Origin of the sequence: Microcoleus sp. CZ3-B2 (assembly GCF_036705055.1) — a bacterium.
Taxonomy (GTDB): domain Bacteria; phylum Cyanobacteriota; class Cyanobacteriia; order Cyanobacteriales; family Microcoleaceae; genus Microcoleus.
The window spans coordinates 35,338-47,988 of the sequence record NZ_JAUBTN010000029.1 but is presented as its reverse complement, the minus strand read 5'-3'; the positions used below and the strand labels follow the sequence as shown (position 1 = coordinate 47,988).

Genomic DNA, 12,651 nt, shown 5'->3' with positions numbered 1-12,651 from the left:
AAAAATTAAATTTAAAGGTATTTATTAAGAAGGCTGTTGTCTGTTTGTTGTCGATCGACCTCTTGAGTTCCATAGTACAACAAGTGCGATCGACCTTTTGAGTAAATTGTCCAAACGTGCGATCGACCTTTTGAGTAAATTGTCCAAACGTGCGATCGACTTTTTGAGTTCCATTGTACAACAAGTGCGTGAAGCGCAGCTATCCCGTAGGGAATCGACGTTTCGGCTTGCATCACACATTTAAATAAAACTACTTACATAAAACACTTAGACTCACTTGAGCAAGGTTAGAGACAAAGTTGTATTTTGTGCCGCTGTAAAATCACCAATTTTCTAGTCTACCGGATATAATTTATAATCCTAGGCAACAATTACTCTTGAAGATTGCGTGAAGTCAACGGAGTATATTGTAAATATTCTGTAAATTTAACTTCACTGTACCTACATATAAATACCCGGTTGAGCATAAAATTGGGATTTAATATGAACATCAAAAAGTTCAGTAAAAATACTCATTATGTACTCTAATAATGTTGATAGCGTGTTTGTAATCGAAATTCAGTCCAGCCGTTAAGTCCTGTAAATAGAACAGTTACAAAGCTTAATGATGTTGTCTATTTTTGATTGAGCTTTTAACTAGATACATTTGTGGCATCGTTATCAATCTTTTCTTTTATAATCAGGGGCATCAGGAGGACTTATGAACTACTGGGGACAAGCTTACGGTAAAAACATTACTGCGACAGACGTGATTGCAGACAACCATCTTTTGCTAGCTAGCAATCAGTTTTGTAGCAGTTGCCATCACACAATTGGCCAAACTCCCACCATCGATCTGAAGTATGAGTTTGTGGCAGCGACTAAAAAGGAAATTGCCTCTCAACAGCACTTGCCAGAGCGTTTAAAACTGCAATTATCCTATGGTTTCCCCCCGGTAGAATGCAGAATATGCCGTCCAATTATTGGTCAAATTCTTCTTCGTCACATTGGCCTAGTTCTGCGTCGGCTCGAAATGATTGTCAGCCTGTTTTAGGATATTATCGATACACTTTAGTGAAGCAGCCCCGACCTTCTAGCGGTGGCGGTAAATTATTTTAGTTGACGGTAATTGGTGCGGCGGTGTGGTTCTGGTTTGTTCGCTGATTGTCCGGTAATTGAGAGGGCGAGCAATGAGGTATTTTTTCCGGTTTTTATTAGCTTTACTAATGGCCGCGCTTTTGGTAGTAACCTATGGAAGTATACAAGCTGTTGGCAATGAAAATTCAAAAGTTGAAAAGGTAACAAACATGGCATCTAGAAAATCTAAGCGCAGCAATCAAGTTAAACAAAATGACCTTCAACTGAAAGAAAATAGCCTTCAACTGAAAATGGAATGGCCAAAAATTGTGGCAATATCCATCCCCGAAAACAAGCCCGGTGTCACTGCTGAATTCAGCTTTACTGTCAGCCTTACTAATAATACACCAGCCCCTGTTCCCTTGGCTATAGATTATGATGCTTTAATTCCAGAAATATTCGGACCAGATGGTCAAGCACTGCACCGAAGAGAACCGATAAATAGGCAAATTGGGAACGGAGAATATCATGGCTCGTTAGTTGGGGTCAGACAGCAGATATCCACCTCTATGGAGGGAAGACTGTCTTGGCAAAATAATTTACTTCAACTGATATTACATCGCCCCACCTACGATGAAAGCCCTATTGATATCGATAAATCTTGGTCTTTTGATATTCTTGGGTCTGGGGAATATCAGGTTCGATTCACTTATGAAACTCCGACGGGGATAATAGTATACACAAATCCATTCACTCTTTTTAACATTAAAGAAATACTAGAAAAAAAAGAAATGCCGCTAGAGAGAATAGAAGTAGCTGGGACAGGTCAGTTGGTAACTCCCTTAGCTAATTTTCGCCTACTTCAACCTGTTGGGTTGCATAACAGCGCCGTGGAAGTAGATGGTATTCGTTTTGAAACTTTCATACCTGAGCCATTGTTAACCCTGCCAAATAAGAGTGACAATTCATACCAATCTGTACAGATTGGTATGCGGATTACCAACAACACACCAACCCCATTTTACTTCAGCTTTTATGGCAGTTTTTACCCAGAACTTATAATGCCAGATGGTCAGGTACAGCGAAGAGGCTATGCTACCGACTGGATGAGAGGGCCTGAAGAATCTGACTTTCTGTTAGTCACACCTGGAAAGAGTGTGACATTTTTTCCAGATATCAGCCTCTTCTGGACTAACCATAGCCAATTTTCGCTTGGTGTCTCTAGCGGATATGGTGGCTCATGCTCTTTTGACCAACTCAAGCCAGGTATATATCACTTCCGCTTCCAGTATTACAATACGAGTGATACCATACCGAAGAAAAATCTTGCTGGGGAGTCGATTGAAAGTCTGCCAATAGAAAAAGTTTGGACTGGGTGGGTGGATACTCCCTTTGTTGAATTCCGCTTAATCGAGCTTTGAATGGCGAATCACTATTTCTTTTTGTGTAATTTCCCCCATACGTAAAAACAATGCAATTCAGAAAATTTTTCTTCGTATTATCAACTAGCTCGATAATCGTGCTTTCCGGCCCATCTAGTAGTGCGTTTACTCTCACACAGAATGTAGGACTACTCACATCTGAGTCTAAATTGGCCTAGTTCTGCGTCGGCTCGAAATGATTGTCAGCCTGTTTTAGGATATTATCGATACACTTTAGTGAAGCAGCCCCGACATTCTAGCGGTGGCGGTAAATTATCTTGGTTGACGGTAATTGGTGCGGCGGTGTGGTTCTGGTTTGTTCGCTGATTGTCCGGTAATTGAGAGGGCGAGATATGAAGTATTTTTTTATATTTCTGGTGGCTTTATTTCTGTCTGGAGGACTAGCAGTAACTCATGCTTCTAGCGAAGTATTTGCTTCAATAAATATGAGAGCAGTCAAAACTACTGAATTAACATCTGTTCAGTTAACTGATACCAACAATTCAGTTGAAGTAGATGGAGTCATCTTTGAAACTGTTGTGCCGAATCAGGTAGTGACTATTCCAGAAAATATGCCAGATATAAAGACCCCTTGGCAATTTGGTATTCGCATTACCAACAAAACCTCACTACCCATCCGTTTCAATAAGTACCACCTTACCCCAGAATTCATAGGATTCAATGATAAAGCCCTTTTTATGGATGACTTTGCATTGAGTCTTATACCTCTGACTGAGCGTGATTTTCCATTGGTTCCACCTGGAAAAAGCTTCACAGTATTTTGGGAAGGAGAATTCTACTGGAATGAGAATAGCCTTCTATTTGTAGCCTACTATAATCGGTGGAAAAATCGTTCATTGTCATTCGGAACTTTCAGCCCCGGTACTTATCATGTTCGATTTACCTACGAAAATGCTAATACAGAGAGTTCTTACTTCGATCAACAAAATCGACAACTTAGAAAGTTAAGAGGAATTGTGAAAGGTCTATTTTCTACTCCGTGGGTAGAAATTAAATTAGTCTCTTCCTAAGCAAGATTTGTTTCCCAATTGCCTTTGGCATCATATTTGAACCAAGCCTAATCTTTTTTGAAAATAAGGAAATACCACAATGCGATCGCAAAAATTGTCCGTGATTATTTTAGCAACAGCGGTACTGACAGAGCCGATGTGTCAGCATAGCCTTGCGTTTAACATCAAAGGTCAAATAAATAGTTCTTCTGATTCTATACAGGTAAGTATTCCCGCTGGGGGGGTGACAAAGAGGTCTACGAGATAGACTGTATAAGGGTTGCAGCCCGCATACCTTGTTGGTAAAAGCGGCGTTTAGAAGGAGTTAACTTCATTAACTGTTCTACCTCGTCAGAATATTGTTCGAGATAATTCACCCACTTTTCTCCATCTAAACCAACACCAAATGTACTCCGTCTTCGATATCTTTTTTTAGGTTCTTTGCGGCGAGATACATATTTTTGCACCTGCTTTTTCCTCATTTCATTGCCTTGAAATATTCCCGAACTGTAGGCGAGCGTCATGAGCAAAATCATCTTAATAAGTCGGTCTCCTTGTAAGCTAGTTCCTTCAAGATCGTAGCCTCCCGTTTTACAATCTCGAAACATTTCTTCAATGCCCATCCGTTGCTTGTAAGCATCGATAGCTGCCGGCAATGATCCTAAATCTGTGAGTATAAACCACGCTTCATCAACCTTCCATCCCCCGTAGTTCCTTTTCCACTTACAAGCAAGATCAAATCCGGTCGCAGGTCGAGTTTTCCTCACTCTTTTACCTTGAAAATATAAAGAGGTTCCTGGTATTATTCCTAATTGATCTAGCCGTTGCCAAACTAAATGTTCCGTTTCGATACAATGATTCTTTTTCAGTCTTAAACAAAAAGATACACCCTTTTCCCTCAGCCAGTTTGCCAAGTCGACAGAACAAAATTCACGGTCTCCTAAAACAATGACTTTATATTCGGAAAATAATGGTAAAACTTGCTGTAAATTGGTTGTTTGTGACTCAAAGTTACTGTTTCCCAAATTGGGCAACAGTGACCAGTATAATGGAATTGCTCTTCGCTCCCAGATCAGCGTCACCATAAATAGATTAATGCGCCCCCATTGACTGCGGTCGATTGCAATTGATAAAGTTTGACCAACACGGCAATAAGTAATCAACCAATAAGTAATTAATGGGAACCAAATTAGTGAGATAGTTAAGTGAGGCAAATCGAGAAACCTTTGTAGTTTTTTACGCCGACTTTCTGTTGTAATTGGATAGGGAAATACCCGCGAGAGCCGTTCTAATCTCACTTGTTTTTCTGATTGTATCAAGGGTAGCAAGATTCCAATCAGTTTAAATTGAGCTGAACTTAGTTGTTTTTTTAAATGAATGAGGTAGAATGTTGGTATCATTTTTTTTTTTGATAGGCAAGCGTGTAACAATTCTGCTGCCTATCTTTTTTTAGCACAAGTTGGCTCAATCCTTAGTAACTATGGGTTTCAGGCGGGTTGTCACCCCCCCAGGTATTCCCGATAGCGATCTTACTGGCATTGTTACTGTAAAAACGAAAAATATAAAAGAAATAGAACGGGGTGGAAGCAGGGATTTTTTGAATATACTAGGACAAAGCTATGGAGCTAACTGGCAATTCAAAAAAGGTGCAAATTTAAACGGGAATTTTAATGTTACAAGTTACTATCCCTGTCAACCTCTGACTCCTTGTGGAGGTGATTTAGCTGGTAAGTATCCAGGAGTGACATTTCCTATACCGGGTGGCAATAAAGGTGGAGTAGGAGCTTCTTTCTCCGTAGATTACGAGCGTAGCCGTCAGGATGAACCAAATCCAAACATTGATAATAATACTTTTTGGATTCAAAGAGCAACTGTTAATACGGGCGGTCAGCCTATAACGGTTTATGGTCAGACAAAAACTTATTTTGATTTAATTGATACTCCCAATCCTCTCAACCCTTTCTATCCCGGTGGAGGATCATCTGGAAAAACCAACGCTCAAACAGGAGAGCTTTTGTTTTCTGCGTTCGACGTACCTTACAATTCTATACAAAACCCAAAACCAAGTTACTTTTATAACAATGATTGGAATTTTGAACTTTACTTAGCTAAGTTTATAGGGCCTAAAATAATCAACAATAAAACTGTTGGATTTGTCAAAATTTACAATGGTATTTCATGGGTTGGACAAGCACATTTACCCCAAATCCTAGCCCTAAACCTTATTCCGGTGCTAGCGGTGGTGGCGGATGCGTGTCTGTTACACCCTCTCCGCGCCCTACCCCAAGACCATCCCCTACCCCAAGTCCGCGCCCGACTCCAAGACGATCTCCTACCCCAAGTCCTCGCCCAGCCCCCAGCCCCAGTCCGCGTCCAGCACCGAGTCCGCGTCCAGCGCCGAGTCCGCGTCCAGCGCCGAGTCCGCGTCCAGCACCGAGTCCGCGTCCAGCACCGAGTCCGCGTCCAGCACCGAGTCCGCGTCCAGCACCGAGTCCCAGGGGTGGCGGTCGTCCGATTCGGGCGGTTCCCGCTTCTTCTCTCAGAAGCGCTAATGCCCTTACCTTACCCCAGACGCCACTTTTAAAAAATGCTAGCAAAGGTAACAATAACTATGCCACTGATTACGTGGACATAGCAAGCGTCAGTCACGAGTTACTTGTAAGTCCTGAACTATCCTCAACTTCTAGCAACTCTAAAGATGTAAACGTAGCTAGTGTTAGTGGCGAACTGCTAGAAAATTCTGAACTATCATCAACTCCTAGCAGCGAAAAGAAGGTAGATTTAACTGACATTAGCAGCAATCTACTTCTTGATTCAGAATCATTATCAACCGACAGTAACGAAAACCAAATTGATTTAGCCAGCATCAGTGGCGACTTACTGGAAGACCCAGAATTATCATCAACTGACAGTAACGAAAATGAACTTGATTTAGCAGGCATCAGCGGCGACTTACTGGAAGACCCAGGACTAGCATCAAAGGATAGCAACTCCCTAGCTTCTAAAAACCCTGACGACGACGCCCTCCCCGCCGAAGCCGTTCCCGAACCCACCAGCGGCTTAGGTACTCTCTTGGCACTCGGTGGATTAGGTCTACTTCTCAAGCTCAAAAACAGGAAAAACAAAGAGTAATGAAAACCCTTTACACCATCCTGTATGCCCTCAGCATCATCCTCATCAACCCCTGGGGAACTACCCGCGGCCTCATCTGGACATCGCCCAAAGTATTGATTGTTTGGCTAATAATTTCCCTCAACATCGGCCTTTTATTATCGCAAAAAAAATCCATCGCGATTCCCCAAAACTGGAAAAATAGCTTCATACTTTGGACGATATTTCTCTCAATAGGAGCCATCTCTACCCTGCACAGTCCCTTTCCTTTAACATCTTTTTTCGGTCAAGACCAAATGGGAGACGGTTGGCTTTACTGGCTGTTAATCGCCGCCTTCACTCTCAGCAACAGTTTGCTTCTAATCGCACGCCCGCAACTGATCAATTCCCAATTCCAAGGATTGCTAATTGGTGGCATCATCCTTTCTCTGAGTATCTTTCCTCAAATTATTGACTGGCGGATTGACTACACCGCTACAATGGGCAGACTAATCAGAGAAGATGTTCTAGCCAGCAGCATTTTTCAAGAACAGCAACCTATAGGATTGTACTCCCATCGCGGACACGCATCCATAGTTTTAGTGCTGACGGCGATTACTGCGATTGTCGGTTGGTTTTGGAGATTTACGACTACTAAATTAACTGCAATTACTTTGATTTTAACTGTTCCGGCACTGCTGCTAACTTCTACCCGCAGTGCAATTGTAGCTTTGATTGTTGCCAGTGCTTATTTGCTCGATCGCCCTTATTACAAAATTCTCATCGGCATAGCCCTGATAGGAGCCCTCGCTGTGGGCATCATGACCGTCAACCGACCCCTCAACTGGCAAAAACCGAGCATCGAACAAGTCATGTCCAGCCGTTCCCCGATGTGGGAACTCTCAGCGCGAGGCATCAAAAAGCGCCCGCTATTTGGATGGGGATTTGACGGATTAGGGATTGCCTATCCCTATATCAGAAATCCTCAAATAACTCCTATAGTTGTCAACTTGAACGAGTTTACCTACGACTATATTAACATAAAAGGTGAAATTAGCACCAGAGAAATTCCTACTTATAAAGCTCACAATTTGATTTTGGATACAACGGTTTCACTTGGTGTTTTGGGACTGATTGCTGGCATCGCACTTTGGGGATATTATTTATCTTTAGCGCTCCAATGCTCGATTGGTGGGATGGCAGCAGTTGCTATTGCTTATCTGGTTTTCGCTGTGACTTGGTTCGACTGCGCTCAATACGCACATATGGTATGGTGGACGCTCAGTTTTGCTGGAGTTAAACATTTTCGTTCTCAAGGTAGTGAGAAAAGAAGATTAGATATTTTGCCTAAGTGTTGGCTGGATTGAGAAACCGCAGATGTCAGGCAGATAAACACAGATAAACGCAGATGATTGAAGAATTTGAAAGCGATTGAGTGCAAGATATCTAGTCAGGATAAAGCCGCCAGAAAGCTCGTAATATTCAGGGTAAGATGCGCCCCTGGCACCGGGAAGAGGTGAGTTGGGGCGCAAGTTTTGTTAGTGTTTTTTAGGATTTTTGGGAAAAGGAATGTTCAAACTTTCGTGAAAAACAAGCTGAGTTTTATAGGTTAAGCGGCGGTTAACTTGTTTGATGATTTTTTCCAAAAGCGCATCGCCGGTTTTTTCTATTAATGGTTGAGACATCGATCGAATAAACTTAGGAAAGCAAACCCCCACAGCTAAATCTAGCTTCCACGCGGCACTGGTAATCGCAGGCGGTAGCTTCGCGCGTTCCGACGCGGGCCAATCGGCGGCAAATTCGTCAGACGGTATCTCTACTAGGTTCATTGCCGATCGAAAATCCACCTCATATCCAGGGGCGGTATAATTCGGAACCGGGATTGTCTTAATCAAATAGCAGCCTTCAGCGTCCGGCGGCAGCAACTCTAAACCGATTCTCGCTTCAACTCGGTAGCCGAAAGCCCCAAAACGCCCGATTAATAGATCGTAGCCGTTTTCGCCGATCGGCTCAGCTTTCATCGGCCAAGCGCACTGACAAAACCAACTCTTGTGATTGTTCAAATGCTCAGCCACCGTAGCAGCATCGGCGTACATCTCCATGCTGTCTTCAAAATGGGCGTGAAACCAAATCGGCTCAACTTCCTCTGCTACATCCGCACTTCCACTTTCGGGCTGTCGGAAACTCGCATCTGGGTAGCAATTTTCGTCAGAAGCTTCAACAGTAGTTTGATATTCAGCGGAATCCTGCTTCATAATATGCTCTCCTGTAATACACGCCAATCGATCGGGTCGGGGATGCGGTAAGGAAGTTTCCTCCCTACAATTGGGAAATAGATTGCAACAAAATTTACCCAAGAACAGCATAACCTGACTTATGAAAGCATTTGTAGCAGGAGCCACAGGCCAGACTGGCCGCCGAATTGTCACAGAATTGGTCAAGCGAGGCATTCCCGTGCGCGCTTTAGTCCGAAATTTGGAGACGGCTAGACAGATTTTACCACCGGAGGCTGAGTTAGTGACAGGGGATGTATTAAATGCGACTTCTCTGCGAGCTGCAATCGGCGATAGTACGGTGTTGCTGTGCGCCACGGGGGCGGCCCCTGGTTTTGACCCGACAGGGCCTTACAAGGTGGATTTTGAAGGTACTAAAAATTTGGTGGAGGTCGCTAAGGCTCAGGGAATTGAGCATTTTGTGCTGGTGACTTCTCTGTGCGTTTCTCAGTTTTTTCACCCGCTAAATCTGTTTTGGCTGATTCTGGTGTGGAAAAAACAGGCTGAGGAGTATTTGCAAAAAAGTGGCTTGACTTATACGATCGTCCGTCCGGGCGGTCTCAAAAATGAGGATAATTCAGATGCGATCGTCATGAGGAGTGCGGATACACTGTTTGAGAACAGCATTCCCCGCACTAAGGTAGCTCAAGTCTGCGTGGAGGCGCTGTTTGAGCCGGCTTCTCGCAACAAGATTGTGGAAATTGTCGCGAAGCCGGATGCTCCACAAAAGAGTTTTGAGGAGTTGTTTGCCGGTGTGGTTTGATTGAATTAAGCTTGTTTGGGTTCGGTGCGTCAGGCAAAAACAACTATTCGAGTTGAGTCAAAAATTTGGTCTGGCGCACCCTGCATCTGTGGAGTCATATCAAATCCGGTAGCATCGTCCTGTATTCATATCTCTATTCTCTCTCTCTGTGTCCTCTGTGTTCTCTGCGGTTAAATCACCTGACGATGCAACCGGAAACGATATCAATCTCAAATCTTCAGTGCCCCGATCAAAAATTGAGGCTTCGCACCCTGCAGCAATTTTTCGATCGCCAAATCTGACAAAATCTTAATAGTTTTACCATCCGCCGTTGAAATTTCCCTCTCTCAGCATGATGAAAACTCTCAAGTGGCCAGCTTGGTTCCCCTATCCGATTTCGTGGTTAAGGGCATTTGCTCTCGCCCAGAGTTTTAGTTTTATCCTTCGCAGGGGCATTCCTTTCGCTAGCGATGAAATTGGCTTTCTGACTTTGTTGTTGGCGGCTTGGCTGATTCAGTTACCTTTATTCTTTGTCGCTCACTTTTTCGCCGTCAAAATCTTAAATCCGTTACTAATTATGCTACCTGGCCCCAAGGGGAAAGGGCGCAAGTTCAAGCGCGGGCTTACTGGTATGCGATCGCACTTGCGAGAAGGCTTGAATGCTGTTGTAGTGCTTTTTTTTGCGTTTAATCTGGCGCTGTTGGTGCAACTGGCGATTTTTTATTGGCCCGCGCGCGCGATCGATCCGGCTAAATTGTTCGCAGGAATCTCTAATCTCACAAATGTGGCGATTGCGGGTGAATTCGATTTCTGGCTGGTCAAATTGGCGGGGGTTTTATCGATTTTAACGCTGTTAGCTGCGCCGCTATATCAATACGATTTTCGGGTGCGCCGGAGGCGGCTGGCGAGAAAATTAGCCGAAATTGCGGACATGGAAATGACTTTGCTGGAAGCCCAGAAATGGGGCCGTCGCCACACTGGTTTGTTGAGGCGATCGGAAATTCAAATCCTGGGATTTCTACTTTTAATCGGCGCTGTGATTGGCGGCAGTGTTTTTTTGGTTGCCAATTTGCCGCGAAATTTGCCGTTTTCGCAGTCAGCAAGCGAGGTGAGACAAATGCCGCCGCTGGCTATGAAAACCGGCGATCCTTACATTCGAGCTTTGATGCGTACTATTTCTGCTAGCGAGTCAAATGTTTCTCGGCCTTATCACGTTGTTTACGGCGGTAAATATGTATTGGATTTGAGCCGCCATCCTGACTGGTGCGTGAGAATTGTTAACGGCCCGAATCGAGGTAAGTGTACTACGGCGGCGGGCAGATATCAATTTTTGACTACGACTTGGAAGGAGAAGGCGAAGCGCTATCACGCCCGTCGCGCTAATTTTTTATTCTGGGAAGATTACAGTTTTGAACCGGAATATCAGGATGCTGTGGTTTATGCTTGGTTGAGCGATCGCAAGTTTTGGAAAGCTGATATTTCACAGATGTTGCGGCAGGACAGATTAACTGATGTTTTTCGGATGCTTTCGGGAACTTGGACGAGTTTGGGATATGGAATTGAGAACAATTCTATGAGTTCGAGTTTGCCGAAAGTTTATAAAAAAATGCTGCGGGAAGAATTGGCCAATGCTGGTTCTTAGGTTACATTGACTGGTTCATGGTTTTTTTAACTCCGGTAAAAATGCGGTCAGACATTTGTATAACTCTAATCCCGGCCCAGCTTGCAGCGGATAAAGCCGATCGAAATTAATCGGGTTTCCCGGTGCTAGTTTCCACTCGGTTTTCTGTGCTGTTTTCGGCGAAATATCGATCGCTACCGTGATGTTCGTAATGCTGTTGTGCTGCGGGATTCCCCGAAAACAGTAGCTTTTTCCGGTGCGTTTGTCGGAGTCGCTACCGGTGATGTATTTATCTCGTTTGCGAAATTGGATTTCTCGAAAAGGTCGATCGAGCGCAAATGAGTCTCGGAAGCGATAGTCTCCATCGGGCAAATTTTGGATGTCGGGCCTGATTTGAGCTATAACGGTGGCTGCACTGAGAGTTAGCATCATTTATCTGAGTTTTTTTTGCGAAATCAGCGATTTTGGTTCCTGCTGTGGCGCTGCGGGCGATCGGCTGAAATAACGTCAGCCTGTAACAAATTAATAAGAGTTGTTATGCAGTTTAACTCGATCCCTGTCTATCGTGAATAATTATTTCACGGTTTCATCTCGATTAAGAATCTGAGTAACAATAGAAATATTGAGCAAGCCATGAGAAATCTCACGGGCGCATATCTAGAGATTAATTGAGGATGCTGCTATGTTGGGCCTGACGCGAAAAACTAAAAATTTAGGGCGGCTGGAAACAGAAAATTTGGAACAGGGAGGCGGTGTCGCCTCTGGCTGTAAAAGTATCAGCTATGCGCGATCGCGAGTTTACAAAGATGAGGCTTTGGTATCTGCTTCGCTGGCGGGACTGCCGGCTCTTTTGGCATCCTTGGAAAGCTTGCGCGAGTAGAGTTTGATAACTTTGATTGTTAAAAATCCGGAGTTGACTGAGTTAAACTATTGCCACACTCCGGCAAAAATATTCTTGACTGCGATCGCAATTCGACTTAAATCTTCTTTCAGCAGCGGGGGCCAAGAAACTCCTTTGTCGAGTCCGGCTTCAAATTGCTGCAAACTTTCTACTGAGAGTAAATGCAGTGCCGAGATTAATTGCCGATCGAGCATGGGAGATTCTTGCAGGCCCTCAAACAATATTTTTAAAGCTAATAAAATCGATGTCACCTGTCCGGGTACCGGTGGCTGACCTTGTTTGAGGCGCATCAGGAAGGCATCGGGATTTTTTTTAGTTTCGAGGGCGCTTCCTTGGTCGATCAGAAAACTGCGGGCTGTTTTGTAATCCATTGGATGTGCGATCGATCTCCTGCAATTAATTAGCTGGAATTATATCATGTTTTGTCGCTTTCAACTTGCTAATATAGCAGACCGAAGAAAAAAAGCAACTCCTTAAGCGCGCATTGTCATCTACCGTACAGCTAATTGTAACAACGCATTTTCATGGGCCGCACAG

Annotated in this window: 14 protein-coding genes; 9 read left to right on the top strand and 5 right to left on the bottom strand. The window is 43.9% G+C overall.

Going from position 1 to position 12,651, the window contains the following annotated elements; all coding sequences use genetic code 11:
• Nucleotides 1-11: 11 nt before the first annotated feature.
• A complete protein-coding gene (locus tag QUA97_RS15110; RefSeq protein ID WP_194067403.1) occupies nt 12-233 on the bottom strand; it encodes a hypothetical protein in 222 nt (73 codons plus the stop codon).
• Between the two features lie 467 nt (nt 234-700).
• On the opposite strand from QUA97_RS15110, the gene QUA97_RS15105 reads away from it, so the two are divergent.
• The 3 genes from QUA97_RS15105 (at nt 701) to QUA97_RS15095 (ending at nt 3,508) form a co-directional block, all read left to right on the top strand.
• Complete coding sequence (locus QUA97_RS15105) at nt 701-1,033, top strand: hypothetical protein (RefSeq protein ID WP_194067402.1); 333 nt, start codon at nt 701-703, stop codon at nt 1,031-1,033.
• A 136-nt stretch (nt 1,034-1,169) separates the two neighbouring features.
• The gene (locus tag QUA97_RS15100) at nt 1,170-2,477 is read left to right on the top strand and encodes a hypothetical protein (protein WP_333195118.1); all 1,308 of its coding nucleotides are present in this window, start codon (nt 1,170-1,172) and stop codon (nt 2,475-2,477) included.
• A 353-nt stretch (nt 2,478-2,830) separates the two neighbouring features.
• Nucleotides 2,831-3,508, top strand: coding sequence for a hypothetical protein (locus QUA97_RS15095; protein WP_194067400.1), 678 nt, complete (start codon nt 2,831-2,833; stop codon nt 3,506-3,508).
• A gap of 236 nt (nt 3,509-3,744) precedes the next feature.
• On the opposite strand, the gene QUA97_RS15090 is transcribed toward QUA97_RS15095, so the two are convergent.
• A complete protein-coding gene (locus QUA97_RS15090; protein ID WP_333195116.1) occupies nt 3,745-4,887 on the bottom strand; it encodes an IS4 family transposase in 1,143 nt (380 codons plus the stop codon).
• Nucleotides 4,888-4,967: 80 nt separating this feature from the next.
• Between QUA97_RS15090 and QUA97_RS15085 the strand changes: the two genes are divergently transcribed.
• Genes QUA97_RS15085 through QUA97_RS15075 form a run of 3 tightly spaced genes read left to right on the top strand, consistent with a single transcriptional unit; the run spans nt 4,968 to nt 7,944 of the window.
• The gene (locus QUA97_RS15085) at nt 4,968-6,071 is read left to right on the top strand and encodes a hypothetical protein (protein ID WP_333195115.1); all 1,104 of its coding nucleotides are present in this window, start codon (nt 4,968-4,970) and stop codon (nt 6,069-6,071) included.
• 41 nt (nt 6,072-6,112) lie between these two features.
• Nucleotides 6,113-6,619 (top strand): PEP-CTERM sorting domain-containing protein, encoded by a 507-nt coding sequence (locus QUA97_RS15080; RefSeq protein WP_194067398.1) that lies wholly within the window; start codon nt 6,113-6,115, stop codon nt 6,617-6,619.
• The gene (locus tag QUA97_RS15075) at nt 6,619-7,944 is read left to right on the top strand and encodes an O-antigen ligase family protein (RefSeq protein ID WP_333195114.1); all 1,326 of its coding nucleotides are present in this window, start codon (nt 6,619-6,621) and stop codon (nt 7,942-7,944) included. Before QUA97_RS15080 ends, QUA97_RS15075 begins: the two co-directional genes overlap by 1 nt.
• Nucleotides 7,945-8,115: 171 nt before the next feature.
• Here the strand turns inward: QUA97_RS15075 and QUA97_RS15070 are convergent, their stop codons facing one another.
• Nucleotides 8,116-8,832: a DUF1997 domain-containing protein gene (locus QUA97_RS15070; protein WP_333090658.1), complete on the bottom strand. Its 717-nt coding sequence runs from the start codon at nt 8,830-8,832 to the stop codon at nt 8,116-8,118.
• Between the two features lie 121 nt (nt 8,833-8,953).
• On the opposite strand from QUA97_RS15070, the gene QUA97_RS15065 reads away from it, so the two are divergent.
• Nucleotides 8,954-9,613 carry an NAD(P)H-binding protein gene (locus QUA97_RS15065; RefSeq protein WP_333195113.1) on the top strand — a complete coding sequence of 220 codons (660 nt, stop codon included), beginning with the start codon at nt 8,954-8,956 and terminating at the stop codon, nt 9,611-9,613.
• A 331-nt stretch (nt 9,614-9,944) separates the two neighbouring features.
• Nucleotides 9,945-11,234: a glycoside hydrolase family 24 protein gene (locus tag QUA97_RS15060; RefSeq protein WP_333195111.1), complete on the top strand. Its 1,290-nt coding sequence runs from the start codon at nt 9,945-9,947 to the stop codon at nt 11,232-11,234.
• Between the two features lie 15 nt (nt 11,235-11,249).
• Here QUA97_RS15060 and QUA97_RS15055 read toward each other — a convergent pair whose 3' ends face one another.
• Entirely contained in the window at nt 11,250-11,645 is a 396-nt protein-coding gene (locus tag QUA97_RS15055; RefSeq protein ID WP_194067394.1) for a hypothetical protein, read from the bottom strand.
• Nucleotides 11,646-11,895: 250 nt separating this feature from the next.
• Here QUA97_RS15055 and QUA97_RS15050 point away from each other — a divergent pair, with 250 nt between their 5' ends.
• On the top strand, nt 11,896-12,093 hold the full coding sequence (locus QUA97_RS15050) for a hypothetical protein (RefSeq protein ID WP_194067393.1): 198 nt from the start codon (nt 11,896-11,898) through the stop codon (nt 12,091-12,093).
• 47 nt (nt 12,094-12,140) lie between these two features.
• On the opposite strand, the gene QUA97_RS15045 is transcribed toward QUA97_RS15050, so the two are convergent.
• Nucleotides 12,141-12,485, bottom strand: coding sequence for a Dethiobiotin synthetase (locus QUA97_RS15045; RefSeq protein ID WP_194067392.1), 345 nt, complete (start codon nt 12,483-12,485; stop codon nt 12,141-12,143).
• Nucleotides 12,486-12,651: the final 166 nt, after the last annotated feature.

Excerpts from the sequence above, each read along its gene's own strand:
- QUA97_RS15110 (WP_194067403.1), bottom strand. The coding sequence starts at position 233 with ATGCAAGCCGAAACGTCGATTCCCTACGGGATAGCTGCGCTTCACGCA.
- QUA97_RS15105 (WP_194067402.1), top strand. The coding sequence starts at position 701 with ATGAACTACTGGGGACAAGCTTACGGTAAAAACATTACTGCGACAGAC.
- QUA97_RS15100 (WP_333195118.1), top strand. The coding sequence starts at position 1,170 with ATGAGGTATTTTTTCCGGTTTTTATTAGCTTTACTAATGGCCGCGCTT.
- QUA97_RS15095 (WP_194067400.1), top strand. The coding sequence starts at position 2,831 with ATGAAGTATTTTTTTATATTTCTGGTGGCTTTATTTCTGTCTGGAGGA.
- QUA97_RS15090 (WP_333195116.1), bottom strand. The coding sequence starts at position 4,887 with ATGATACCAACATTCTACCTCATTCATTTAAAAAAACAACTAAGTTCA.
- QUA97_RS15085 (WP_333195115.1), top strand. The coding sequence starts at position 4,968 with ATGGGTTTCAGGCGGGTTGTCACCCCCCCAGGTATTCCCGATAGCGAT.
- QUA97_RS15075 (WP_333195114.1), top strand. The coding sequence starts at position 6,619 with ATGAAAACCCTTTACACCATCCTGTATGCCCTCAGCATCATCCTCATC.
- QUA97_RS15070 (WP_333090658.1), bottom strand. The coding sequence starts at position 8,832 with ATGAAGCAGGATTCCGCTGAATATCAAACTACTGTTGAAGCTTCTGAC.
- QUA97_RS15065 (WP_333195113.1), top strand. The coding sequence starts at position 8,954 with ATGAAAGCATTTGTAGCAGGAGCCACAGGCCAGACTGGCCGCCGAATT.
- QUA97_RS15060 (WP_333195111.1), top strand. The coding sequence starts at position 9,945 with ATGATGAAAACTCTCAAGTGGCCAGCTTGGTTCCCCTATCCGATTTCG.
- QUA97_RS15055 (WP_194067394.1), bottom strand. The coding sequence starts at position 11,645 with ATGATGCTAACTCTCAGTGCAGCCACCGTTATAGCTCAAATCAGGCCC.
- QUA97_RS15050 (WP_194067393.1), top strand. The coding sequence starts at position 11,896 with ATGTTGGGCCTGACGCGAAAAACTAAAAATTTAGGGCGGCTGGAAACA.
- QUA97_RS15045 (WP_194067392.1), bottom strand. The coding sequence starts at position 12,485 with ATGGATTACAAAACAGCCCGCAGTTTTCTGATCGACCAAGGAAGCGCC.